Here is a 22,824-nt window from a genome sequence, read left to right on the forward strand (position 1 = left end):
CGTGATATCGACGTGAGAATCGGTGAATTCGGCGACAAAAGCGCGCACAGGCGGTGGCGAAGGGTATTTTCATCTGCCTGAACAAAAGGCGATTTCGGCCAAGCCTGCTTGGAAAAACGCCTGATCTCGAACCAAAAAAAACGCCCGCACAAGGCGGGCGCTGAGTTATTGAGGCAGGTTTCATACAGGCAAGAAACCTATCGAGCAGTGACTTCTTTATACGCGGTTCCACGCCGCACTCCAAGCTAAAAGTTTGAAAACACATTCGAGGCGGCATAGTTTGGGGCATAACAACAAGACGGGCGGAGGCACCCATGGCATATCCTTATCTTCATCGGGCTTATCTTGATCGGGTCAAGACCGGCACAGCCGCTTTGGCCCTGATCCCGCTCCTGAGCACCGCAGCATTTGCCGACCCCTCGCATGGGTTGGCCATGTATGGCGCGCCGGAATTGCCCGCCGATTTCACCGCCCTGCCCTATGTCCGCCCAGATGCGCCCAAGGGGGGCAAGATCGTCACCGGCGAAGGTGGCACATTTGATAGCCTCAATCCCTTTATCGACAAAGGCAATGTGCCGTGGCAGCTGCGCTACATGATGGCTGAAAGCCTGATGATTCAGGCCTATTCCGAACCCTTCTCGCTCTATTGTCTGCTCTGTGAGACGGTCGAGACGGATGAGGATCGCACCTGGGTCGAGTTTACGCTCCGGCCCGAGGCAAATTTTTCCGACGGCACGCCAGTGACGGTCGAAGATGTGATGTGGTCTTTTGAGACGCTGGGCACCGTTGGTCACGACCGCTACGGCTTGCTCTGGAGCCAGATCGACAGCATGGAGCAGACCGGCGACAACAGCGTCAAATTCACCTTCAATGTCGAGAACCGCGAATTGGCGCTTTTGGTGGCCACGCGTCCGATCCTGAAAAAAGCCTATTGGGACGACAAGGAGTTCACCAAATCCGGCATGGACCAGATCCCGGTGACCTCTGCGCCCTATCAGATCACCGACGCCAATCCCGGCATGTTCATCGAGATGACCCGCAATCCCGACTATTGGGGCAAAGACCTGCCCGTGATGCAGGGGCAGGCGAATTTCGACACCATCCGGTTTGAGTTCTTCGCCGATCCCTCTCTGGTGATCGAGGCCTTCAAAGCCGGAGAGTTGAACGCACACCGCGAATTCAATGTGCAAAGCTGGCAGGACCAATACGACTTTCCTGCGGTCGAACGTGGCGACGTGATCAAATCCGAAATTCCGCATCAGCGTCCCACCGGCATGACCGGTTTCGCGATGAACACCCGCCTGCCGCAATTTGCCGATTGGCGCGTGCGTCAGGCGATGATCGAGGCGTTCAATTTCAACTATATCAACGAGGCCCAGACCGAAAACCAACAGACCCGCATCACCTCTTACTTCTCCAACTCGCCGCTGGGCATGCGTCCGGGCCCGGCCGAAGGTCGCGTCAAAGAGCTGTTGGAGCCCTATCAGGACCAACTGCTCCCCGGCGTGATGGAGGGCTACACCCTGCCAGAAACCTCCGGCCGTGAGATCGACCGGGGCGCGATGCGCCGCGCGCTTGGGCTGATGGAAGAGGCGGGTTGGACCATCCAGAACGGCCAGATGAAAAACGCCGACGGCCAGCTTTTTACCTTCGAGATTCTGCTGATGGTCGGCGACAATGAAAACCAATCCATCATCGACACCTACACGCAGATGCTCAACCAATTGGGCATCCAGCCGAAGATCGAAGTCGTGGATAAACCGCAATATATCCAGCGGATGGGCAATTTCGATTTCGGCATGACACCGGTGCGCTACGGCATTTCGCTCAGCCCCGGCAACGAGCAATATGCCTATTTCGGTGAGACCGCCGCCGATCAGCCCGGCTCGCGCAACATCGCGGGCGTCAAGGACCCGGTGGTGGATGCGATGATCGCCAAAATGCTCGACGCCACCGATCGCGAAGACAGCCTCGCCGCCACCCGCGCGCTTGATCGCGTGCTGACGGCAGGACGCTACGCCATCCCGCTTTACGCCTGGAACGAAAGCTTTGACGCACATGTGAAAGAGCTGCATTACCCTGAGCCCTTGCCTTTGTACGGCGATTGGATCATGTGGCGGGAAATGACCTGGTACTGGGAAGAATGACCTCAACGTGGGAACAATGACCCTTTGAGATAATGGGAAGAATGAACATGAAAAAAGCAGCAGTCGCCCTCCTCCTCACCCTCACACTCACCTCAACGCTGACCGCCTGCGGCACCGTCGCAGGTGTCGGCGAAGACATCACAGGCGCGTCCCGCACGGTTCAGGGCTGGTTCTAGTGCTCTTACGCTGGACGGTGACGGCCTTGGTGATCGCCAGCCTCTCCGGCTGTGCGGTCGCCCGCGTCGGCGCCAAGGCCACGAAAGCGACGGTCAAAACCACGGTCAACACAACTGCACGCGTGATCAGCTGAGCGACGTCACCCAGAGGATCGTCGCATCTTCCGGGCTGACCGAAATCACATTGTGCCCCATCGTGGCGTCGTAATAGGCGCTGTCGCCGCGGCGCATCTCGACCGGCTCATAGAACTCGGTGATCAGCTTGATGACGCCCGTGAGCACATAGAGGAATTCCTCGCCGTCGTGGCGCACCCAGCCGTCGAATTCCTCGAAGCTGCGCGCCCGAATGGTGGCGCGATAGGGCAGCATGGATTTCTTGGTCAAAGCGCCCGCCAGCATTTCGTGCTCATAGGTCGCCGTCGGATGGGCGGCACCCTCGCCCGATTTCGTCACCGCCATCCGGCCCGAAATTTGCGCCTTTTGCGGCGGGGTGAACAGCTGAGGCACGGAAATTTCCAATCCCACGGCAAGCTTTTTGAGCGCATCGTAAGTGGGTGACATCTGACCGTTTTCGATCTTCGACAGCGTCGAACGCGCGAGCCCCGCCTGCGTCGCCGCCTGCTCAAGGGTCCAGCCGCGCGCTTTGCGCAGATCGCGCACCCGCAATCCCAAATCCAAAGGCCGCGCCTCTTCGGGCAGGCCTTCGACACCTTCGCGGGCCAAACGGATGAGGCTCGGGGTCGGGTCGTGGGGTTGATCGTCTTGCATGGCGGTCTTTTAGCGCGCCAAAGAGAGAAAGGAAAAGGCCAAAAGAAAACCCCCGGATGCTGTTACCGCATCTTCGGGGGCTCTTTAAACGTCACACTCAAAACCTCATGGCATGAGACGAGACGCTTTGGGCAGGGTCAGTTGGGGGGACTGCTCGTGAGGTTTTTTGCCTGCCCTAAGTCTGTATTTGGCTCACTCCAGATCGGGGAGCGGGGCGATGAGGAATTCGACATCGGTCAAACCACCCGTCACCTGATGCGCCACCAGAGTATCAAGTGCGCCGCCGGCAATCGCCACAGCGGCGATAAAGCCCAGAACCAGCGTGGCCACCGGCACCTGAAAACGACGATGTTTCGCGCAGAGCGTCGCCTGAAGCGAACGGCCCTGGAATGTGGTGAAGTGATTGGTGTCCTGCGCTGCCATGAGAGAACCCTCGATACCCGGATAAACTTATATGTTGCAATGATTTAACCACGATTCTCCGGCCCCTGTCATGCGAGCTGAATTGTCACAATTGTGACCGTGAAGCGACCTTTAGAGACGAGATCAAAGCATGAACGAAACAGGAATTCACACAGTTTGCAAAGTTGCAAACCCACCCCAAACACAAGATATAGGTCAATGAGAACATCCAATTCGGCGCGAATTGTGAGGCGCGAGAATATTTTCCTTTTCGCACCCCTCCCCTCCGCAGCGCAGATCGGTTAAAACCGCGCAACTCAAAATCCTCACACACTCCCCTCACGAGGCCCCGATGATCACGCTCGACATTTTCCACGACCCGATCTGCCCCTGGTGCTACATCGGCAAAACACGCCTCGACCGTGCGTTGGAGGCCCGCCCGGATCACCCCTTCGCGATCCAGTGGCATCCGTTTCAACTGAACCCGACAATGCCGAAAGAGGGCCTGGATCGCCTCACCTACCTTGAGATGAAATTCCACGGCACAGAAGGCGCAATGAAGGCCTATCGTCCGGTGATCGACATCCTCCACAAGGAGATGCCGCAGGTCGATCTGGGCAAGATCAAGCGCACGCCGAACACGCTCGACGCGCATCGCCTCGTGCATTGGGCCGGGATCGACGGGCGCCAGACCGCCGCCGTCTCCGCCCTCTTCCGCGCCTATTTCAAGGAAGGCCGCGACATCGGGTCCCGCGACGTGCTGGCCGAGATTGCCGGCGAGATTGAGATGGACCCGGACGCCATTGCCCGCCTTTTGGACACCGACGCAGACATCGAAGAGATCGTCGCCCGCGACAGCCACGCCCGCGAACGCGGCATCAAGGCGGTGCCAACCTTCATCATCGACAACCTGCACGCCGTCGAAGGCGCACAGCCGACCGAGCTTTGGCTTGAGGTGATCGACGAGCTGACCGAGCGCACCGCGCTCTGAGCAGACCGGTGGATATAAGCGGACCGGCAAACATCTGTGCATTCCCGCAGAGCCGCCCCGCCAAGTCTCAGACTGTTCAAACCACCCGGAGGCCAATAGGGTCCCCGGGCGTTTCCTTATTGAAAGAGTCCCCCATGCCGCGTCGCCTGCCGCAACTCGAATTTACCGTCCTGCTCGCCCTGCTCTTCGCGACCGTGGCCTTTTCCATCGACGCCATGCTCCCCGGCCTGCCGCAGATCGCCGCCGATCTGTCGCCCGACGACGTCAACCGTGCGCAGCTCGTGCTCACCGCCTTCGTCTTCGGCATGGGCGGCGGCACCTTGATCTCCGGCCCGATTTCGGACCATTTCGGGCGCAAACCGGTGATCCTTTTTGGCCTCGGTCTTTATACCGTTGGCGCCGTCATCGCAGGCCTGTCGCACAGTATGGAAATGATGCTGATCGGCCGCGCCATTCAAGGTGTCGGGGGCGCTTTCCCCCGCACCGTCGGGATCGCCATGGTGCGCGACCTCTATGAGGGCCGCGAAATGGCCAAGATCACCTCTTTCGTGATGACCATTTTCATGGTCGTGCCCGCCGCAGCCCCCTCGATCGGCGCAATGATCATCGCGGACTTCGGCTGGCATGGCATTTTCGCCGCCTTCGTCTTGATCGCCGTGATCGGCGCCACATGGATGAGCCTGCGTCAGGGCGAAACGCTCGACCCCGCGAACCGGCGTCACCTCAACCTCACCGACTTGAAATCCGGCACCAAAGAGGTCTTCGGCAATTACAATGTGCGCATCTATACCGTGATCCTGATGCTGGGGTTCGGCCAGATGTTTTCGATCCTCTCCTCGGTGCAGCAAATCTATGCGGACACCTTCGATCTCGAAGATGTCTTCCCCTATTTCTTCGGCGCGACCGCTTTGATCGCCGCCGTGGGCGCGATCATGAACGGGCGGATGGTCGGCGAAAAAGGCATGCATTTCATGATCCGCATGGGCTACGGCATCTCTTTGACCGCCTCCGTTGTCGCGCTCAGTCTGAACCTCTTCGGGCTCGGCTCCGGCACCTTCGGCTTTGTGGTCTTCTTCCTCTGGACCGTGGCGATGTTCTCGATCAACGCCTTCACCTTTGGCAACCTGAACGCTCTGGCGCTGGTGCCTCTGGGACGTCTCGCGGGCCTTGCAAACTCGCTGATCGGCGCGGTGTTCACCATGGGCTCCGTCCTGATCGCCGCCCCCGTGGGTCTTGCGTTCAACGGCACGCCGATCCCGGTGATGGCGGCGGGCATGATCTGTTCCGCGCTGGCGCTCATCCTGTTCCGCTTCGAGGACAGCGCCACGGCCCCGCAGGGCGCGCCTCCGAAGCCTGCAGAATAAGGCTTATTTCTTAGCCGGTTGCGCAGCGCCCTTCGCGAACCTCGCGAGGTCCTGCGCAATCGAATAAGCGCCTTTGATCTTGTCGCTGTCTTTCTTCCAGTCGCGGCGAATGATGATCTTATTGTCCTTGACCTTCGCCTGCCCCTTTTGCGCGTGGATGAATTCCACAAGCCCCGCCGGATTGGCGTATTTGTCGTTGTGGAACTGGATCGTGGCGCCCTTTGGCCCGCCGTCCAGCCGTGCAATGCCCGCTTCGCGGCATTTTTCTTTGATCCGAACAACGAGCAGCAAGGTGTTGACCTCTTTGGGCAATTTCCCAAACCGGTCGATGAGTTCGGCGGCAAAGCCTTCCAACTCCACCTTGGTTTTCAGACCGGACAGACGCCGGTAAAGCCCCAAACGCACGTCGAGATCGGGCACATAGGTTTCCGGGATCAGCACCGGTACGCCAAGGTTGATCTGCGGTGCCCATTGACCGTCGTCGTTCAAGCTCACCGCCTCCTCGCCCGATTTGATCCGCGCAATCGCTTCTTCAAGCATGGATTGGTAGAGCTCGAACCCGACCTCTTTGACGTGCCCGGATTGCTCCTCACCCACCAGGTTACCTGCGCCCCGGATGTCAAGGTCTTGAGACGCAAGGGTAAATCCGGCCCCAAGCGTATCCAGAGAGCCGAGCACACGCAGCCGTTTTTCCGCCTGCGGCGTCAAAGGCGCGCGGGGTTTCGTGGTCAGATAGGCATAGGCGCGCGTCTTGGCGCGGCCCACCCGACCCCGGATTTGATAGAGCTGAGCCAAGCCAAACATATCGGCGCGGTGCACCACCATCGTGTTCGCGGTCGGAATGTCGATGCCGCTTTCCACAATCGTGGTCGCCAGAAGCACGTCATATTTGCCATCGTAAAAGGCATTCATCCGATCATCCAACTCGCCCGCCGCCATCTGGCCATGCGCAACCACATGGGTCAGCTCCGGCACATGGGTTTTGAGAAAATCCTCAATGTCCGGAATGTCCCTGACGCGCGGCACGACGAAAAAGCTCTGCCCGCCCCGGTAATGTTCGCGCAGCAAGGCCTCGCGCACCGTCACCGTGTCGAATTCCGACACATAGGTGCGGATCGACAGCCGGTCGACCGGCGGCGTGCCAATAATAGAGAGGTCGCGCACCCCGGTGAGCGACATTTGCAGCGTCCGCGGGATCGGCGTGGCCGAAAGCGTCAGAACATGAATGTTGGATTTCAGGGACTTAAGGCGCTCTTTGTGTGTGACACCGAAGCGTTGTTCCTCATCCACAATGAGCAAGCCGAGATTGGCGAATTTCACGGATTTCGCCAGCAAAGCGTGGGTGCCGACGACAATATCGACGGTGCCCTCGGCCAGATCCTCGCGGGTTTTCGCCATATCTTTCGCGGACACAAAGCGCGACATCGGTCTGATATTGATGGGAAATCCCCGGAACCGCTCGGCAAAGCTGCGGAAGTGTTGGCGGGCCAAAAGTGTCGTCGGCGCAATCACCGCGACCTGCGCCCCCGACAGCGCCGCGACAAAGGCCGCGCGCATCGCCACCTCGGTCTTGCCAAAGCCCACGTCGCCACAGATCAGCCGATCCATTGGCATCCCGCGCTCCAGATCGTCGAGGCAATCCTCGATGGCTTTCAGCTGATCCTCGGTCTCGGAATAGGGAAAACGCGCACAGAAGGCCTCCCACATATCGGCTGGCGGCGCCATGATCGGCGCTTTGCGAATGTGGCGCTCAGCGGCAATCCGGATGAGCTTTTCGGCCACCTCGCGGATGCGTTCTTTCATCCGCGCTTTCTTGGCCTGCCACGCGCCACCGCCGAGCTTGTCCAAAAGCCCTTCGTCATGACCATAGCGGCTTAGAAGTTCAATGTTTTCAACGGGAAGGTAAAGCCGATCCCCGCCCGCATATTCCAGCAAAAGACATTCATGCGCGGCGCCCAGGGCGGTGACCACCTCAAGCCCGCGGAAAATGCCCACGCCATGTTCGACATGGACAATCAGGTCGCCGGGGCTCAGCGAACTATGTTCGGTGAGGAAGTTCTCGGCCTTTTTGCGCCGGCCCGGACGGCGGACCAAGCGATCCCCCAAGACGTCCTGCTCAGAAATCACCGTAACCGATTGGCCCTCGCCCACAGGGGCCTCGAACCCCTGCTCCAGCGCCCAAACCGAGAGATAAACTCCACCCGTGCCGTCGGGCACATCGCGCCAGTCGGAGATTTCCTTGCCCGCGACATCCTGATCTTCGAGCAGGGTTTTAAGACGATCTCGCGCGCCTTCGGACCAGCTTGCCAGCACAACCTGGCCGAGACTCCTGCGTTTCTGAATATGCTCCGCCAGTTCTTCGAAAAGATTGACACCTTCCATCTGCCGCTCGGGCGAAAAATTACGTCCGATCCGGCCGCCCGCGTCGATCACGCCGGGGCCTGTCGCCTGTGGCAGCGGATGGAAATGGATCACACGACGGCCCTCGGTCGCAGCGTCCCAAGCGGCGTCATCCAGATACAACAACCCCGGCGGACAGGGTTTATAGACCGAATCCATCCGGCCTTTGGCATTCAGTGCCTCGCGCCGGGTTTGGTATTGGTCTTCGATGCCTTCCCAACGCGAAAGACGCGCCGCAGTCGATTGATCGTCAAGGGAAATCACCGCCTCCGGAAGGTAGTCGAAGAGCGTCTCCAGCCGCTCGTGGAAATAGGGCAGCCAATGTTCCATCCCCGCATGTTTGCGCCCGGCGGAGACCGCCTCATAGAGCGGATCGTCCGTGCCCGCGGCGCCGAATTCGATGCGGTAATTCTGCCGAAACCGGGTGATCGCCGCCTCGTCGAGAATGACCTCCGAGACCGGCGTAAAGCTCACCTCCTTGAGGCTGTCGACGGTTTTCTGGCTGGCCGGATCGAACCGGCGAATGCCGTCCAACTCGTCGCCAAAGAAATCCAGCCGCACCGGCAAAACCTGCCCCGGCGGAAAGACATCGATGATGCCGCCCCGGATGGCGTAATCGCCATGCTCAACCACGGTCGGGGCCTGTGTGAAGCCCATGCGCACGAAAAACACCCGCAGATCGGCCTCGTTGACGCGCTGTCCCTTCGACAGAGTAAAGGCCGCACCGGCCAATGTGTCGCGCGCAGGAAGTTTTTGCGTCGCGGCCGAGAGCGTGGTCAACAGCACAAATCGCGAGGGCACCGCGCCATGTGCCAATGCGGCCAGTGTCGCCATCCGCTGCGCCGAGAGATCGGCATTGGGCGACATGCGGTCGAAAGGCAAACAGTCCCAGGCGGGAAATTCGATGACCGGCAGGTCGGGTGCGAAGAATTTCAACCCTTCGCGCAACGCCGCCAGCCGTTTGTCATCGCGCGCCACATGGATCACCGGCCCATTTGCGCGGGTGACTTCGCGGGCCAAAAGATGCGCGTCGAACCCTTCGGGCGCGCCCCCGACGGTCAGATGAGTGGATTTACTCATGGGTTAGCCCCCCAACGGCCCGCTGGCGATATTCTGATACATGCCCCACATGGCGGTCACGAAAATCGACACCATGCCGATCAACTGGACATAAAAGCGATGCCGGCGCAGCACGGCGACGAGCGCTTCGCCTTTGGTCTCTTCCTTGATGATCTTTTGCGCGGTGCGAAAGTTGAGCGCGCCAACGAAAATCATCGGGAACGCCATCATGAACACGGCCTGCGAAAATTGCAGCCCATAGCCAAAGCCGGTGATCGCCAGAATGACGATCAAGGCGCTGCCCAAGGCCGTCAGCACCAGCCCGGACACTTCGGCGATATTCGACAGCCGCCCACAGTTGATCCGGACGAGGTCTTCGAGATCGCGCATCCGATCACCGCCCTGACGTTTGGCCTTGAGCGCCAGATCGAAAGGCACGCCCAACACGAAATGCGAGGCCGTGGACCAGAGCACCGCCAAGGCGATCCAATACCACATATTCGAAAAGGACCGCACATCGATCACTTCGAAGATGGTTGCATAGAAATCCAAGGCGCTGCTCTTTTCTGTCGTGTTATCTGTATCGTGGCGCGCAAATGTCGCAGGGTTTTAGGGCCGTTCCCACTCTTTTGAACAGGTTAGAGGTCCCGATCCCCGATTCCTACCCTTGAAGCGCCGGAAAATCCATGCCACCTCAAAGGAAATCTCACAACCTGAGGCCGTCACCATGACCCGCACCACCGCCCCCTTCCCGCTGACCCGCCTGCGTCGCACACGCAAGATGGAGGCGCTGCGCGGTCTCGTGCGGGAAAACCACCTGTCGGCCGAAGATCTGATCTGGCCGGTGTTTGTGCGCGAGGGCGTGAATGAGGCCACACCAATTGCCTCGATGCCCGGCGTCGAACGCCTCACCATCGACCGGCTGGTGAAGGCCGCAGCCGAAGCCTATGCGCTTGGCATTCCCGCGATTTGCCTCTTTCCCTACATCGAACCAGAGCTGAAAACCGAAGATTGCGCGGGCGCCTGGGACCCGGACAACCTTGTGAACCGGGCCATTCGCGCGGTGAAGGCCGAGGTGCCGGAGCTGGCGATCATGACCGATGTCGCCCTGGATCCCTATAACATCAACGGTCATGATGGGTTTGTGGTGGGTGGCGAGATCGTCAACGACATGACCGTCGAGGCCTTGGTGAAAATGTCGGTCGCCCAGGCCGAGGCAGGCGCCGATATCATCGGGCCGTCGGACATGATGGACGGGCGCATCGGCGCCATTCGGCGTGCTTTGGAGACCGAGGGCTTTGATAAGGTCTCGATCATGTCCTATGCCGCAAAATATGCCTCCAGCTTTTATGGGCCTTTCCGCGATGCGGTCGGGGCCTCCGGTGCTTTGAAAGGCGACAAAAAGACCTATCAGATGGACCCGGCCAACACGGACGAGGCCCTGCGTCTTATCGAGCGCGATCTGCTGGAAGGCGCCGATATGGTCATGGTGAAACCCGGCATGCCCTATCTCGATGTCTGCCGCCGCGTGCAGGACACCTTCAAAGTGCCGACCTTCGCCTATCAGGTTTCCGGCGAATACGCGATGCTGGCCGCCGCCTTCCAGAACGGCTGGCTTGATCGCGAAAAAATCGTGCTGGAAAGCCTCATGTGCTTCAAACGCGCCGGCTGCAACGGGATTTTGACCTATTTCGCGCCGGAAGCTGCGAAACTGCTCGCAAAATAACGGCTACAGATCGGCGAAACCCCACTTAAACCCACCATAGGTGGTGTTTTGCCGATGACAGAGGCGAAAGATTGCGGTTATAGTATCCCCAATCGGGCCGTTCAGAGCCCATCAGAGGCTTAGCAGCAAAGGGATACCCCTCATGACGATTTCCAATCGCCGGACCTTTATGATCGGTCTGGGCAGCGCCGGTCTTTTGGCCGCCTGCGACAATTCCATGCGCTCGAACGGTGCGGCCACCATTGACGCGCGTGTCGACAGCACGCTCAACTATCTCTACTCCGACTACCCCGGCACCCAGACCCTGCGCGACAAATCCGTCGGCATGCTGGTGATGCCGCTGATCACCAAGGCGGGCTTTGGCGTGGGCGGCTCCTACGGGCGTGGTGCGCTGCGTGTCGGTGGTGTGACGGTGGATTACTACTCCTCCGCGCAGGCCACATTCGGGCTTCAGATCGGCGCCCAGCAATATGCCCATGTGCTGTTCTTCATGACCAACGAAGCGCTGGCCGATTTCCGCAATTCCCCGGGCTGGTCCGCCGGTGCCGATATGGAATATGCGATCTCCAACCGGGGCGAGAACCTCTCGGCAGAAACCATGACCTCGCTGTCGCCGGTGATTGCGGTGGTCTTCGGGCAGGCAGGGCTGATCGCGGGCGCGACGGTCGAGGGCACGAAATACACCCGTATCATTCCCTGATTTCACAGTTAATGCATTGCATGAAAAAAAGCGGGCCAAGGCCCGCTTTTTGTTTGAGTATTTTCACCAGGAAAAAGATGCGCGGAGACTTTAGGGCACGGCTTCTTCCAGCACGCCATCCGCAGACATCTGGGCATAGAGCAGACCTTCACGCAGCCCACGGTCGGCCACGGAGAGACGATCTGTCGGCCAGATGCGCAGCAAAGCCTGAAGGATCGCGGAGCCGGACATGATCAATTCCTGACGGTCGCGCCCAATGCGCGGGTCACATTTTCGGCCTTCCGGACCGAGATCGAGATAGTCGCGGATCACCCGGTCAATCTGCTCCGACGTCATGCGCAGCCCGTCCACCTTGTTGCGGTCGTAACGCTTGAGCCCCAGATGCGAGGCGGCCACCGTGGTCACCGTTCCCGAGGTGCCGATGATCTGGAAACCTTCGCGGCAGGATTCATTGGCATAGGGCGCGAAATCGGCAAGTTTTTCTTCGAAATACCAAGACATCAAGGCAAAGCGCGCGGCGTCGTCTTCAACGTCGGAGAATTGCTCCATCAGGGTTGCGACGCCCAGAGGCACGGAAATCCAATCGACGACCTTGGCATGGGGAAAGCGGCTGTCGGAATTCTGGAACCCGGTGTGCAACCGCATGATCGACCGCGGGCGTTCGGCGCGCGGCACATTGGTCAGGTCGATCCAGACAAGCTCCGTCGAGCCGCCGCCGATGTCGACCACCAAAAGCTGTTCGGTTTTCGTCGACACCAAAGGCGCGCAGGAAATCACCGCCAGACGCGCCTCTTCCTCTGGCTTGATGATCTCAAGCTTCAGCCCGGTCTCACGTTGCACCCGGCGCAGGAAATCACGCGTGTTGCGCGCACGGCGACAGGCCTCTGTGGCCACGAGGCGCATATGTTTGACATCGTGTTTCTCGAGCTTCTTGCGACAGACCCGCAAAGCCTGGATCGTGCGCGAGATCGACGTGCGGCACAAACGACCAGAGGCCTCTAACCCGCTTCCGAGCTGGACCGATTTCGAGAAACTGTCGACCACATGAAACTGGCTGCCCTTCGGTTGGGCAATCAACATGCGGCACGAATTTGTGCCGAGATCCAGCGCGGCATAAAGCTCGGCCGGATCGGCGGGTTTGGGTGCGAGAGGCTCGACCGCTTTCGGGAACGCGCCCGCACCAGTGGGACGCTTGGGCGCCATGGTTCACGCCCTCCATATCAAGTTAGCCCCACCATAAGCGAAATTTCGCGCGTCGGGCAAGTGTTCTGATGGGTGCACAGCATCACAATGTTCTGAGCGTGACTGTGCGCATCAGCACATCGGCTTTCTTTTACAGAGGCTTTCTTTTATGTCCTGCGTGAAACCCCGCCTTTTCACCGTTTAAATGTCAGGATCTCGACATGGCGCGACTGATTGCCTTTAACAAACCTTTCGACGTGCTGTCGCAATTCACCGATAAGGGCACCGAGGGCACGACGCGTCAAACCCTGTCGAATTTCATCAATGTGCCAAAGGTTTACCCGGCGGGTCGCCTGGATCGCGACAGCGAGGGGCTTTTGTTGCTCACGGATGACGGCAAGTTGCAGGCCCGGATTTCGAACCCGCGTCATAAGATGGAAAAGACCTATCTGGCGCAGGTCGAGGGCGATCTGAGTGAGGCGGCTTTGGCGCATCTTCGACGTGGGGTAGACCTAAAAGACGGCATGACCCGCCCTGCCCGCGCCAAATGCGTGTCCGAACCTGACTGGATCTGGCCGCGCACACCGCCAGTGCGCTATCGCAAATCCGTCCCCGACAGCTGGCTGGAATTGACCATCTCTGAGGGCCGCAATCGTCAGGTGCGCCGCATGACCGCCGCCGTGGGCTTTCCGACATTGCGGCTTATTCGTCTGTCCATTGGTCCGTGGCATTTGAATGATCTCGCATCGGGGGATTGGCGCGACGCGGACCCGAAAGCCGTGCCCTTCAAGCCACGGTAGGAGCGCATGTCTCGTTCCGGAAACATCGCAAAAAGTTCCGACACTTATGTTGAAAAACATGTGAACGGAAACCGCGAAACTTTTCGAAGCCTCCCTGAGTTGATCCCCCAGAAGGCCAGCGGGTTCGCCGCTTGAGCCATTACGATGAATAACGAATTGGAGTTTCTTATGAAAACCCGTGGTAAAATTCTTGCTCTGTCCACCGCCGCTCTGATGGCCGCTGCCCCGATGGCTTCTTTTGCCCAGGAGGCCGTGAATGGCGCAGAGATCATCAACGAGCAAGCGCTCGACGCCAACGCCACCATCGCCGACAACGCCATGAAGGTGCAGAACCTCACCACGCTGATCTCGGCCGTGAAAGCCGCTGGTCTTGCCGATGAGCTGATGGGCGAAGGTCCGTATACGCTGTTCGCACCGACCAACGCGGCCTTTTCTAAGCTTCCGGCGGGTGCCGTTGACGAGCTTCTGAAGCCGGAAAACCGTGAGATGCTTCAGGACGTCATCAATGCGCACCTGATCGAAGGCGAGTTTACACCGCAGATGATCGACGACCTTCTGGCAACCGATTCATCTCCGGAACGTGTCGCAATCCCGGACAACGTGCAGGTCGATTACGACAACAATATCGTGACCCTGACCACCGTATCCGGCGACCCGATCCGTGTGGAAAAAGGCACGGGCGAAGAGCTGATCCTGCGTGACGCCGCCGGCAACATCGTGACCACGCTTGCGAAAGATGTCGAGCAGTCCAACGGCGTGATGTACTTTGTCGATGGCGTGCTGATGCCCGTTTCGTAAGGCGCGCACCGTAAACCATAAGTCTCAGGTATGGTCCAACTCCTGAGCTTTGGGGCCGTCCCTTCGGGGATGGCCCTTTTTCATCTCCGGGCCGAGCAAATGCTCTTGACCGCCCCCTTGGCTTTGCTTAGGTAAACCGTCACCGCGGGTATGGTGAAAAGGTATCACGGCAGCTTCCCAAGCTTTAGTTACGGGTTCGATTCCCGTTACCCGCTCCAAACTCCACCTTGATTGACGATGATGCTGCCAGCCGCTGCGAAGGCCTGTGACGCAGGGTTTCACTTTGCGCATGCGTCCTTGCCCGCTACGGCTGATGGCAGAGGGAGGATTTCAACATGACGACTGATTTTCTGGACATGGCAAAGGCCGCACTTTTGGAGCGGCTCAAAGGCGAAAATTTCGAAAAATCCGTGTCGCTCAGGATCAAGGAGATCGGCAATCTGATCATCAAGGGCGACACGGCAGAGATTTCCGACGACCGCGCAGATTGTGCGATCATCGCGGATCAACCGACCTTCGAGAAAATCCTCAAAGGCGAGTTGAACCCGATGAAAGCTGCGATGTTCGGCAAGCTCAAAATCGCGGGCGACGCGAAAACGGCGATGAAATTCGGCGCGCTCTTTGGGTGAGCGCGCCGACATTTCAATCATCAGTATCTGATGTTTACGAGTTCATCTTGAGGTAATCGACAAGCTGGAGCGTGGAGCCATCCTTGCCCGCGCCATCGGCCTCGCCGGCCAACACGGGTTGCAGCGCCAGCGCCAATTCCTTGCCAAGCTCAACGCCCCATTGGTCGAAGGAGTTGATGCCGAGGATCACGCCTTCGACAAACACGCGGTGCTCATACAGCGCCACGATTTGCCCCAAAACGTAAGGCGTCAGCTTTTCATAGGCGAGCGTGGTCGTCGGGCGATTGCCTGGGAACACCCGGTGCCGCGCCTGACGGTCCAACTCCGCGCCTTCTAAACCCTTTTTCTTCATGATCTCAGTGGCTTCTTCCAAAGACCTGCCACGCAGCAAAGCCTCCGATTGCGCCAGACAATTGGAAACCAGCAACTCGTGCTGATGCGCCAATCCCGGCTCATGGCCGAAGCGGCCAACCATGAATTCACAGGGGATCACCCGGGTGCCCTGATGGATCAGCTGATAGAAGGCGTGCTGACCGTTGGTGCCCGGTTCACCCCAGACAACAGGCCCGCTGTCAAACGGCAGGGTCGTGCCATCCATCGCCACACGTTTGCCGTTCGATTCCATCTCGAGCTGCTGCAAATAGGCCGGAAGCCGCAGCAGACGTTGCTCATAGGGCAGCACCGCACGGGTGGCATAGCCGCAGACCTGATTGTGCCAAACGCCGACCAGCGCCAAGAGCACCGGCAGGTTGTCGATCCAGTCGGCACTCTGGAAATGCATATCCATCGCCTGCCCGCCACGCAGGAATTCGGCAAAGCGCTGCGGCCCGATGGCGATCATCAAAGACAGCCCGATCGGCCCCCAAACAGAATAGCGCCCGCCGACCCAATCCTCGAAGCCGAAGACCAGGTCCGGGTCGATACCGAACTCTGCGGTTTTGTCCCGCGCGGTGGAAAGCGCCGCGAAATGTTTCGCCACGCCCTCTTCGCCCACGGATTTCACCAACCACGCCCGCGCAGTTTTGGCGTTGGTCATGGTCTCGATGGTGGTAAAGGTTTTCGACGCCACAATGATCAGCGTGGTCTGCGGATTGAGCCCGGACAGAACGTCATGAATATGCGCGCCATCGACGTTCGACACGAAATGACAACGTGGACCATCGACATAGGGCTGCAAGGCCTCATAGGCCATCACCGGCCCAAGATCGGAGCCACCGATGCCGATATTGACGATGTTCTCAAAGGGCACGCCGGACACGGAGGCAATCGAGCCGCGCCGCACCCGGTCCGCGAAATCGTCCATCCGCGCCAGCGTGTGGCGCACGCCGGGGACGACATCCTTGCCATCAACCATGACCGGCCCGCCATCGAGATTGCGCAGCGCGGTATGGAGCACGGCGCGGCCCTCTGTGTCGTTGATTTTCGCGCCTTCGAACATCGCGGCGCGTTTGTCTTTCAGGCCCGATTGCTCCAAAAGATCGAACAAGCCCTCGCGTGTCTCCGCGTCGATATTCGTCTTGGAATAATCGAACAAAAGACCGTCGCTCAGCGCCGAAAACCCAGCGGCACGCTCAACATCTGCGGCAAACAAATCGAGGATATGACGGGACTCCGCCGCCTCTGCCATGGATTTGAGAGCGGAAAAATCAACGGTCATATCGTCTCCTTCTTGGGGCGTCTCAACCCCATGCAAGTCATTGGTGCCCCTCACTTATAGCGAAAGTATTACAGTCTCGCTAAAGCTTCCTGACGTTCGGACAGGATTTTCGTGAACCAAACGTCACTCTGCCCAATGTACAGTCGCTTGCGACAACACGGCTTTCACCGGGGCCTCCATTTCATCAAGCTCCTGCGCGCGTTCCAAAGCGGCGCGTTTTTCCGCGCCGGTGATCAGGATATGCGTCGAGATCGCGGATTTGAGAGCCTTGGCCGAAAGCGTGATCCGGGGTTCCGGCGCGCCGGGCGCGCGCATCGCCAAAAGCGTCGGCGCCTCGTCAGAGAGGCCAAGCTCCAACTGATCCGCGCCGGGAAACAGGCTCGCCGTATGCATATCGGCGCCCATGCCGAGCAAAAGCACATTCAAAGGCAGCACCGCCTCAATCGCCGGCATCAGCGCGTCGAGGCCCTCCTCGGGCGTCGGCACATCGCGGTAAAGCGGCACAAGGCGCGCGTCAGCGGCTTTCCCGACCAGCAACCGCCGCTTCAACAGCGCGGTATTGGACCGCTCAGAGCTTTCCGGCACCCAGCGTTCGTCATTCAAGAGCACATCGACGCGGTCCCAGTCGAGCGACACGGCCGAGAGCGTGTCGAACACCGGCCCGGGCGTCGTGCCCCCCGGCACGCAAAAGCTCACCCGCTCCTGCGCTTCCAGAGCCATGCGCAGCTCGCCTGCGATCTTATTCGCCAGATCCAACAGCATCACATCGCGGTCGGGGTATTCGATGAAATTCATTCCTTGATCTCCCGCCAGCGGCGCCCCTCGCGGTGCAGCATGATGGCCGCCTCTTCGGGGCCTGAGGAATAGGCATCGTAAGGCTTCGGCACATCACCGCGCGCTTCCCAGCCCTCGATCAGCGGATCGGTCCAGGCCCAGGCCGCTTCGACCTCGTCGCCGCGCATGAAGAGCGTCTGGTTGCCGCGAATGACGTCCATGATCAACCGCTCGTAAGCATCTGTAATCTCTTCGGCATCTTCGCCCAGAGCCTCGGCGAAAGACATGTCCAAAGGCACGTCGATGAGGCGCATCCCGCCCGGCCCCGGTTCCTTGATGGTGACCTTCAGCGTCATGCCCTCATTCGGCTGAAGGCGGATCGAGAGCACATTCGCGTGCCGCCCGGCTTCCTCGCCAAAGATCGAATGCGGCGCATCCTTGAACATCACCGCGATCTCGGAGGTACGCGCCTTGAGCTTCTTGCCGGTGCGCAGATAAAAGGGCGTGCCGGCCCATCGCCAGTTGGAAATCATACAGCGCAGAGCGATGAAACTTTCGGTGCGCGAGCGCGGGTCGCCCGCGTCCTCACGAAACGACGGTTCATCGTCGGTAGCGTCATATTGGCCGCGCACGATGTGGTGGTGATCGATCGGCTCCAAGGCGCGGATCACTTTCAGCTTTTCGTCGCGCACCGCGTCCGGGTCGAACCGCGAGGGCGGCTCCATCGCAATGAGGCACAAGAGCTGCATCAGGTGGTTCTGCACCATGTCGCGCATCGCGCCCGAACGGTCGTAATATTCGCCCCGCCCGCCAACACCGACGGTCTCCGCCACGGTGATCTGGATGTGATCGACATATTGCGAATTCCACAGCGGCTCAAAGAGGATATTGCCAAAACGCACCGCCATCAGATTCTGCACCGTCTCTTTGCCAAGATAGTGGTCGATGCGATAAATCTGTGTCTCGTCAAAGTGTTGCGCGAGGGATTTATTGAGTGCCTTGGCCGTTTTGAGATCGCGGCCAAAAGGTTTTTCCACCACAATGCGCGCCGCGTCATCGGCGATGCCATAGCTCATCAACCGCTCCGCAATGTCACCGAACAGCGAGGGCGCGACGGAGAAATAATAGGCCTTGATGACATCGTCGCGCATCATGCCTTTGAGCGCATCCCAGCCCTCTTCGCCGCGCGCATCGACCCGCACATAGTCGAGCCGCTTGAGGAATTCCCCGATCTGCCCCTCGTCACAGGTGTTCTTCGCGGAGAATTCGAGGATCGCCTCGCGCACGATTTGGCGAAACTCCTCCGTATCGTGCTCGGAGCGCGCTGCGCCGATGATCCGCGCCGTCTCCGGCATCTGACCGGCGCAAAAGCGACGATAAAGCCCCGGAAGGATCTTGCGTCGGGCCAGATCCCCCGTGCCGCCGAAAACCACCAGATCGAAATCATCGACCGGAATGACGCGTGAGACCATGAGAGTGTTCCTTTTTGTCTTGCCAGTCCTGCCCGTGCGGGGGCCATTCAGAACCTTGCGTGAGGCCGCGAGATCTTTCGAACCATAGCGCTTTGAAGGTTAGCGCTAACGCCAATCCCTTACCGCTTAGTTGAGAAGAAGTCTAGCATTGCCGCCGCGCCTCTCAAGTGTCGAGTTGGACAATTTCGCGATCACAAAGCCGCGGGTCCACGAGTGCGGCCTTTTCACAACGTTCCGCTGACGGTAAGTTCCGGGAAACACGCCGCAAAGATTGCAATGAAAGATCGTGATGAAAGACCAGATCCCTGCGCCCCTGACCGCGAATGACGGCAAATTCATCGACCCGGATGTCACGGCCAAGGGCGAGGCGCGGGCCAAAGTGGCGCTGGAGCGTCTGGAGACGCTTTGGTTCAACACCGGCACGCTGTGTAACATCACCTGCGTGAATTGCTATATCGAAAGCTCGCCCACGAATGATGCGCTCACCTATCTGACGGAGGAAGAGGTCACGCGCTATCTCGATGAGGCCGGCGCACGCGATCCCCGCCCACGCGAGATCGGCTTCACCGGCGGCGAGCCCTTTATGAACCCCGAGATGATCGCCATGACGCGGGCCGCTTTGGAGCGCGGTTATGAGGTTTTGATCCTCACAAACGCCATGCGCCCGATGCAGCGCCCCGCCGTTTTGGCCGGTCTTTTGGCGCTGAACGCCGCGTTCCCCGGCCAGCTTACCCTGCGCGTCTCGCTCGATCATTTTTCCGCAGCGGAGCACGACGACATGCGCGGTGCGGGGAGTTACGCGATCACACTCAACGGCATGGATTGGTTGCGCGACAACGGGTTTCAGATGGCGGTGGCGGCGCGCTCGCTTTGGCATGAGACAGAGGCCGAAACGCGTGCCGGTTTTGCCGCGCTCTTCGCGGAGAGAACCTATAAGATCGACGCGCAACACCCCGGCATGACAGTGATTTTCCCAGAAATGGACATGAGCGTCGAGGTGCCCGAAATCACCACCGCCTGCTGGGGGATTTTGAACAAAAGCCCCTCGGACGTCATGTGCGCCACGCAGCGCATGGTGGTGAAACGCAAGGGCCAAAGCCCTTCTGTCGTGGCCTGCACGCTCTTGCCCTATGAAGCCGACTTTGACCTTGGTGCCACCTTGGCGGAGGCCTCGGGTGAGGTCTCGCTCAACCATCCGTATTGTGCGAAATTCTGCGTGCTGGGCGGGGCGTCTTGCTCCGCCTGACACGTTCGCGCCGGATTACATCTCCAGTTCGGTGTCCCAGTAGAGATAATCCATCCAGCTTTCGTGCAAATGCCCCGGCGGGAATTTGCGGCCGATGTTGCGCAGCTGCTCGGCCCCCGGCGCGCGCGGCGGTTTGCGCAGGCTCATATGCGCCTGTCTCAGCGACTTCGACCCCTTCTTGAGATTGCAGGGCACACAGGCCGCCACGATGTTTTCCCAGGACGTCACACCGCCACGGGCCCGCGGGATCACGTGATCAAAGGTCAACTCACCCTTCGAGCCGCAATATTGGCAGCAAAATTCGTCCCTCAAAAACAAATTAAAGCGCGTGAAGGCCACGCGCTTTTGAGGTTTCACATAATCTTTGAGGACGACGACAGAGGGGATCCTGATCTTGCAACTCGGACTGTGCACATAGTCGTCATATTCGGCGACAATATCGACCCGGTCGAGAAACACCGCCTTGATCGCCTCCTGCCAGGGCCAAAGCGAAAGCGGATAGTAGGACAAGGGCCGGTAATCCGCGTTAAGCACAAGCGCCGGATGCGCCCGCGTCGCGTTGGGTTGTCTGACAAAATCCGTCCTGAAATTTCCGTCCATCTGCGTGCCTGCTCCGTCCACTGATCTGTCGTGATCAAGGACGGGAGCCACCCCGCCCCGATATCATCTTTCACTATATATCGCGGCCTGAACCTGGCAAGCCCCTGTATATGTGAAGGTCTCGCTCTGTTCTCTACAGCGCTTTCGTGACGTCGATATGACGCTTGTTTAAGCGCCATCTAGCGTGATTTCGCGAAAAGACCCCAAATTTTGAACAAAAGACGGATCGTGCGACACCAAAATCAACGCCCCACCCCATTGGGACAGCCCCGTTTCCAGTGCCTCAATGGCGTCCAGATCAAGGTGATTGCTCGGCTCATCCAACAGCAACAAAGGCGCCGGATCATCGCCCGCGCCCATCAGCGCAATCGCGGCCCGAAGCCTCTCGCCGCCCGAAAGAGCCTCGGCCGGCTTCTCTGCGGCATCGCCGCGAAACCCCGCGCGGGCAAGGGCGGCCCGGATGTCGGCAGAGCTGAGATCCGGGTGCTCATTTTGCGCCGCCTCCAAAAGCGTCCCCGCGCCTTGCAATCCTCCGGATTGATCCAGCCGCATGACTTTAGTCTGGCGCAGAACCCGCCCCGCAACGGGAGTGATCTCGCCTGTGATGCCGCGCAACAGCGTCGATTTCCCGGCCCCGTTCGGCCCTTTGAGCCAAATCCGCTCCGGCCCGGTGATCGAGAAACTCACCGGGCCGATCCGGTGACCTCCCATGTCAAAACAGGCCTCATCCAGCTCAAGAACCCCTTTTGAACCGGGCAGGTTCACCGCCGGAAACCCCATCGCCACCGGCGTGATCGCTTCGATCCGGTGCAACAGGGCCTCGCGCTCTGCGGTCAGCCCGCTCGCTCGACGCTCTTCGGCGCGCAGCCGTCCGCCGGAGCTGCGCTCCGCGCCTTCCTTGGCCTTGTCCAAAAGCATCTTCGATTGCGACCCATCGCGCAGTTTCTTGCCCTGCCGTGCCCGGCGCTCTTGGCGGGCCTGCGCCTCTCGGACGTGGGATTTCTGCTGTTTCAGATCGCGCTCAGCGCGCCCCAAGGCCTGCGTCAGACGCACGCGCTCGACCTCACGCGCGGCGGCATAGGCCGACCATCCGCCGCCCGTCACCGAGATAGAGCCATCCGGTTCCAGCGCCACGATCCGGTCCATATGCTCCAAGAGCGCACGGTCGTGGCTTGCGATCAGGATCAGGCCTTTATGCTGCGCCAGTGCAGACATCAGCCCCGCGCGCGCATCGAGATCGAGCGCGTTGGTCGGCTCGTCCAAAAGCAAAATGTCCGGTGGATCGAAAAACAGCGCCGCGAGCGCTGCCCGCAATTGCTGCCCGCCGGAAAGCGTTCCGACAGGGCGATACATCGCCAAATCCGGCGCCCAATCCGAGAGGCCGAAACGGTCCAACTGGGCGTGAATGCGCTCTTCCAACCCCCAATCGACGGCTTCGAACGGACCAGACGTGGCCTCGCCCCTTTGAGCGCGGCGCAGATCGGCTAAACCCTCCGTCACCCCAAAGAGATCACAGAGCAACGCCTGAGGGTCGGGCGTCTGATCCAACAGTCTCACAGCACCGGATCGGATCACTTCACCGGTGACCAGAGGCGGGCCCACCTGTCCCGCGATAAATTTCAGAAGCGTGGATTTCCCCGAGCCGTTCCGTCCGACAAGGCCGGTCACGCCCGCGCCTAAAGTCAGGTCAAAACCAGAAGATTGTCCAGAAACTCCGTTGGATCCGGGCGCCTTAGCGGCGCTTGCGGCGGTCCTCAACACGGATTCGGATAGGGAGACGTTGCTCAGACGGAGCAGACATGAGGGCATAGCTCACCATGACACCAATTGCAGCAAAAGCGATTGCGGTCATCACGATCATGTCCATGGGGTAGCCCTCCTAGTTACATGTAAATTAGGTAACACTCCAAAACCGATGGTCAAGTGGATTGCG

Annotated in this window: 22 protein-coding genes and 1 tRNA gene; 12 read left to right on the plus strand and 11 right to left on the minus strand. The window is 59.6% G+C overall.

Going from position 1 to position 22,824, the window contains the following annotated elements:
* Window positions 1-314: 314 nt before the first annotated feature.
* Genes HCZ23_RS03630 through HCZ23_RS18200 form a run of 3 tightly spaced genes read left to right on the plus strand, consistent with a single transcriptional unit; the run spans window position 315 to window position 2,457 of the window.
* Window positions 315-2,147: an extracellular solute-binding protein gene (locus HCZ23_RS03630; protein ID WP_167600357.1), complete on the plus strand. Its 1,833-nt coding sequence runs from the start codon at window positions 315-317 to the stop codon at window positions 2,145-2,147.
* 47 nt (window positions 2,148-2,194) lie between these two features.
* Entirely contained in the window at window positions 2,195-2,323 is a 129-nt protein-coding gene (locus HCZ23_RS18195) for an ECN family pore-forming entericidin (protein ID WP_167600358.1), read from the plus strand.
* Window positions 2,323-2,457, plus strand: coding sequence for a hypothetical protein (locus tag HCZ23_RS18200; protein ID WP_303048523.1), 135 nt, complete (start codon window positions 2,323-2,325; stop codon window positions 2,455-2,457). The genes HCZ23_RS18195 and HCZ23_RS18200 overlap by 1 nt, the downstream gene beginning before the upstream one ends.
* Here HCZ23_RS18200 and HCZ23_RS03640 read toward each other — a convergent pair.
* Both HCZ23_RS03640 and HCZ23_RS03645 read right to left on the minus strand, forming a co-directional pair.
* On the minus strand, window positions 2,450-3,091 hold the full coding sequence (locus tag HCZ23_RS03640) for a helix-turn-helix domain-containing protein (protein ID WP_167600359.1): 642 nt from the start codon (window positions 3,089-3,091) through the stop codon (window positions 2,450-2,452). The genes HCZ23_RS18200 and HCZ23_RS03640 overlap by 8 nt on opposite strands.
* 192 nt (window positions 3,092-3,283) lie before the next feature.
* The gene (locus HCZ23_RS03645; protein ID WP_167600360.1) at window positions 3,284-3,514 is read right to left on the minus strand and encodes a hypothetical protein; all 231 of its coding nucleotides are present in this window, start codon (window positions 3,512-3,514) and stop codon (window positions 3,284-3,286) included.
* 331 nt (window positions 3,515-3,845) lie between these two features.
* Here HCZ23_RS03645 and HCZ23_RS03650 point away from each other — a divergent pair, with 331 nt between their 5' ends.
* Window positions 3,846-4,484 carry a DsbA family oxidoreductase gene (locus HCZ23_RS03650; protein ID WP_167600361.1) on the plus strand — a complete coding sequence of 213 codons (639 nt, stop codon included), beginning with the start codon at window positions 3,846-3,848 and terminating at the stop codon, window positions 4,482-4,484.
* A 134-nt stretch (window positions 4,485-4,618) separates the two neighbouring features.
* The gene (locus HCZ23_RS03655) at window positions 4,619-5,848 is read left to right on the plus strand and encodes a multidrug effflux MFS transporter (RefSeq protein ID WP_167600362.1); all 1,230 of its coding nucleotides are present in this window, start codon (window positions 4,619-4,621) and stop codon (window positions 5,846-5,848) included.
* 3 nt (window positions 5,849-5,851) lie between these two features.
* On the opposite strand, the gene mfd is transcribed toward HCZ23_RS03655, so the two are convergent.
* Together mfd and HCZ23_RS03665 are read right to left on the minus strand one after the other, a co-directional pair.
* Window positions 5,852-9,328: a transcription-repair coupling factor gene (gene mfd / locus HCZ23_RS03660; RefSeq protein WP_167600363.1), complete on the minus strand. Its 3,477-nt coding sequence runs from the start codon at window positions 9,326-9,328 to the stop codon at window positions 5,852-5,854.
* A gap of 3 nt (window positions 9,329-9,331) precedes the next feature.
* Complete coding sequence (locus tag HCZ23_RS03665; RefSeq protein ID WP_167600364.1) at window positions 9,332-9,859, minus strand: component of SufBCD complex; 528 nt, start codon at window positions 9,857-9,859, stop codon at window positions 9,332-9,334.
* Window positions 9,860-10,034: 175 nt separating this feature from the next.
* Here HCZ23_RS03665 and hemB point away from each other — a divergent pair, with 175 nt between their 5' ends.
* Complete coding sequence (gene hemB / locus HCZ23_RS03670) at window positions 10,035-11,033, plus strand: porphobilinogen synthase (RefSeq protein WP_167600365.1); 999 nt, start codon at window positions 10,035-10,037, stop codon at window positions 11,031-11,033.
* A 142-nt stretch (window positions 11,034-11,175) separates the two neighbouring features.
* The gene (locus HCZ23_RS03675) at window positions 11,176-11,733 is read left to right on the plus strand and encodes a YSC84-related protein (protein WP_167600366.1); all 558 of its coding nucleotides are present in this window, start codon (window positions 11,176-11,178) and stop codon (window positions 11,731-11,733) included.
* 90 nt (window positions 11,734-11,823) lie between these two features.
* On the opposite strand, the gene HCZ23_RS03680 is transcribed toward HCZ23_RS03675, so the two are convergent.
* The gene (locus HCZ23_RS03680; protein WP_167600367.1) at window positions 11,824-12,936 is read right to left on the minus strand and encodes a Ppx/GppA phosphatase family protein; all 1,113 of its coding nucleotides are present in this window, start codon (window positions 12,934-12,936) and stop codon (window positions 11,824-11,826) included.
* 200 nt (window positions 12,937-13,136) lie between these two features.
* Between HCZ23_RS03680 and HCZ23_RS03685 the strand changes: the two genes are divergently transcribed.
* The 4 genes from HCZ23_RS03685 to HCZ23_RS03700 all read left to right on the plus strand — a co-directional run bounded on the left by HCZ23_RS03685 (window position 13,137) and on the right by HCZ23_RS03700 (window position 15,142).
* A complete protein-coding gene (locus HCZ23_RS03685) occupies window positions 13,137-13,715 on the plus strand; it encodes a pseudouridine synthase (protein WP_167600368.1) in 579 nt (192 codons plus the stop codon).
* Between the two features lie 144 nt (window positions 13,716-13,859).
* A complete protein-coding gene (locus HCZ23_RS03690) occupies window positions 13,860-14,513 on the plus strand; it encodes a fasciclin domain-containing protein (protein ID WP_167600369.1) in 654 nt (217 codons plus the stop codon).
* Between the two features lie 144 nt (window positions 14,514-14,657).
* Window positions 14,658-14,731 (plus strand) — tRNA-Gly (locus HCZ23_RS03695).
* 117 nt (window positions 14,732-14,848) lie between these two features.
* Window positions 14,849-15,142 (plus strand): SCP2 sterol-binding domain-containing protein, encoded by a 294-nt coding sequence (locus HCZ23_RS03700; protein WP_167600370.1) that lies wholly within the window; start codon window positions 14,849-14,851, stop codon window positions 15,140-15,142.
* 34 nt (window positions 15,143-15,176) lie between these two features.
* Here the strand turns inward: HCZ23_RS03700 and pgi are convergent, their stop codons facing one another.
* The 3 genes from pgi to zwf form a co-directional block, all read right to left on the minus strand.
* Entirely contained in the window at window positions 15,177-16,799 is a 1,623-nt protein-coding gene (gene pgi, locus HCZ23_RS03705) for a glucose-6-phosphate isomerase (RefSeq protein WP_167600371.1), read from the minus strand.
* Window positions 16,800-16,922: 123 nt separating this feature from the next.
* Entirely contained in the window at window positions 16,923-17,594 is a 672-nt protein-coding gene (pgl, locus tag HCZ23_RS03710; protein ID WP_167600372.1) for a 6-phosphogluconolactonase, read from the minus strand.
* Window positions 17,591-19,045, minus strand: a complete 1,455-nt coding sequence (gene zwf, locus HCZ23_RS03715; protein ID WP_167600373.1) for a glucose-6-phosphate dehydrogenase — start codon at window positions 19,043-19,045, stop codon at window positions 17,591-17,593. The genes pgl and zwf overlap by 4 nt, the downstream gene beginning before the upstream one ends.
* 289 nt (window positions 19,046-19,334) lie before the next feature.
* Here zwf and HCZ23_RS03720 point away from each other — a divergent pair, with 289 nt between their 5' ends.
* Window positions 19,335-20,291 (plus strand): radical SAM protein, encoded by a 957-nt coding sequence (locus tag HCZ23_RS03720; RefSeq protein ID WP_167600374.1) that lies wholly within the window; start codon window positions 19,335-19,337, stop codon window positions 20,289-20,291.
* A gap of 15 nt (window positions 20,292-20,306) precedes the next feature.
* On the opposite strand, the gene HCZ23_RS03725 is transcribed toward HCZ23_RS03720, so the two are convergent.
* The 3 genes from HCZ23_RS03725 to HCZ23_RS18205 all read right to left on the minus strand — a co-directional run bounded on the left by HCZ23_RS03725 (window position 20,307) and on the right by HCZ23_RS18205 (window position 22,758).
* The gene (locus HCZ23_RS03725) at window positions 20,307-20,891 is read right to left on the minus strand and encodes an HNH endonuclease (RefSeq protein ID WP_167600375.1); all 585 of its coding nucleotides are present in this window, start codon (window positions 20,889-20,891) and stop codon (window positions 20,307-20,309) included.
* 168 nt (window positions 20,892-21,059) lie between these two features.
* Complete coding sequence (locus HCZ23_RS03730) at window positions 21,060-22,559, minus strand: ABC-F family ATP-binding cassette domain-containing protein (RefSeq protein ID WP_167600376.1); 1,500 nt, start codon at window positions 22,557-22,559, stop codon at window positions 21,060-21,062.
* 64 nt (window positions 22,560-22,623) lie between these two features.
* A complete protein-coding gene (locus HCZ23_RS18205) occupies window positions 22,624-22,758 on the minus strand; it encodes a hypothetical protein (protein WP_264186513.1) in 135 nt (44 codons plus the stop codon).
* Window positions 22,759-22,824 lie beyond the last annotated feature (66 nt).

The organism is Celeribacter sp. HF31 (assembly GCF_011806455.1).
Taxonomy (GTDB): domain Bacteria; phylum Pseudomonadota; class Alphaproteobacteria; order Rhodobacterales; family Rhodobacteraceae; genus Celeribacter.

Excerpts from the sequence above, each read along its gene's own strand:
- hemB (WP_167600365.1), top strand. The coding sequence starts at position 10,035 with ATGACCCGCACCACCGCCCCCTTCCCGCTGACCCGCCTGCGTCGCACA.
- HCZ23_RS03685 (WP_167600368.1), top strand. The coding sequence starts at position 13,137 with ATGGCGCGACTGATTGCCTTTAACAAACCTTTCGACGTGCTGTCGCAA.
- HCZ23_RS03640 (WP_167600359.1), bottom strand. The coding sequence starts at position 3,091 with ATGCAAGACGATCAACCCCACGACCCGACCCCGAGCCTCATCCGTTTG.
- HCZ23_RS03725 (WP_167600375.1), bottom strand. The coding sequence starts at position 20,891 with ATGGACGGAAATTTCAGGACGGATTTTGTCAGACAACCCAACGCGACG.
- HCZ23_RS03690 (WP_167600369.1), top strand. The coding sequence starts at position 13,860 with ATGAATAACGAATTGGAGTTTCTTATGAAAACCCGTGGTAAAATTCTT.
- HCZ23_RS03645 (WP_167600360.1), bottom strand. The coding sequence starts at position 3,514 with ATGGCAGCGCAGGACACCAATCACTTCACCACATTCCAGGGCCGTTCG.
- HCZ23_RS03650 (WP_167600361.1), top strand. The coding sequence starts at position 3,846 with ATGATCACGCTCGACATTTTCCACGACCCGATCTGCCCCTGGTGCTAC.
- zwf (WP_167600373.1), bottom strand. The coding sequence starts at position 19,045 with ATGGTCTCACGCGTCATTCCGGTCGATGATTTCGATCTGGTGGTTTTC.
- HCZ23_RS18195 (WP_167600358.1), top strand. The coding sequence starts at position 2,195 with ATGAAAAAAGCAGCAGTCGCCCTCCTCCTCACCCTCACACTCACCTCA.
- HCZ23_RS03720 (WP_167600374.1), top strand. The coding sequence starts at position 19,335 with ATGAAAGACCAGATCCCTGCGCCCCTGACCGCGAATGACGGCAAATTC.
- pgl (WP_167600372.1), bottom strand. The coding sequence starts at position 17,594 with ATGAATTTCATCGAATACCCCGACCGCGATGTGATGCTGTTGGATCTG.
- HCZ23_RS03700 (WP_167600370.1), top strand. The coding sequence starts at position 14,849 with ATGACGACTGATTTTCTGGACATGGCAAAGGCCGCACTTTTGGAGCGG.
- HCZ23_RS03630 (WP_167600357.1), top strand. The coding sequence starts at position 315 with ATGGCATATCCTTATCTTCATCGGGCTTATCTTGATCGGGTCAAGACC.
- HCZ23_RS03680 (WP_167600367.1), bottom strand. The coding sequence starts at position 12,936 with ATGGCGCCCAAGCGTCCCACTGGTGCGGGCGCGTTCCCGAAAGCGGTC.
- HCZ23_RS03655 (WP_167600362.1), top strand. The coding sequence starts at position 4,619 with ATGCCGCGTCGCCTGCCGCAACTCGAATTTACCGTCCTGCTCGCCCTG.
- HCZ23_RS03675 (WP_167600366.1), top strand. The coding sequence starts at position 11,176 with ATGACGATTTCCAATCGCCGGACCTTTATGATCGGTCTGGGCAGCGCC.
- mfd (WP_167600363.1), bottom strand. The coding sequence starts at position 9,328 with ATGAGTAAATCCACTCATCTGACCGTCGGGGGCGCGCCCGAAGGGTTC.
- HCZ23_RS18205 (WP_264186513.1), bottom strand. The coding sequence starts at position 22,758 with ATGGACATGATCGTGATGACCGCAATCGCTTTTGCTGCAATTGGTGTC.
- pgi (WP_167600371.1), bottom strand. The coding sequence starts at position 16,799 with ATGACCGTTGATTTTTCCGCTCTCAAATCCATGGCAGAGGCGGCGGAG.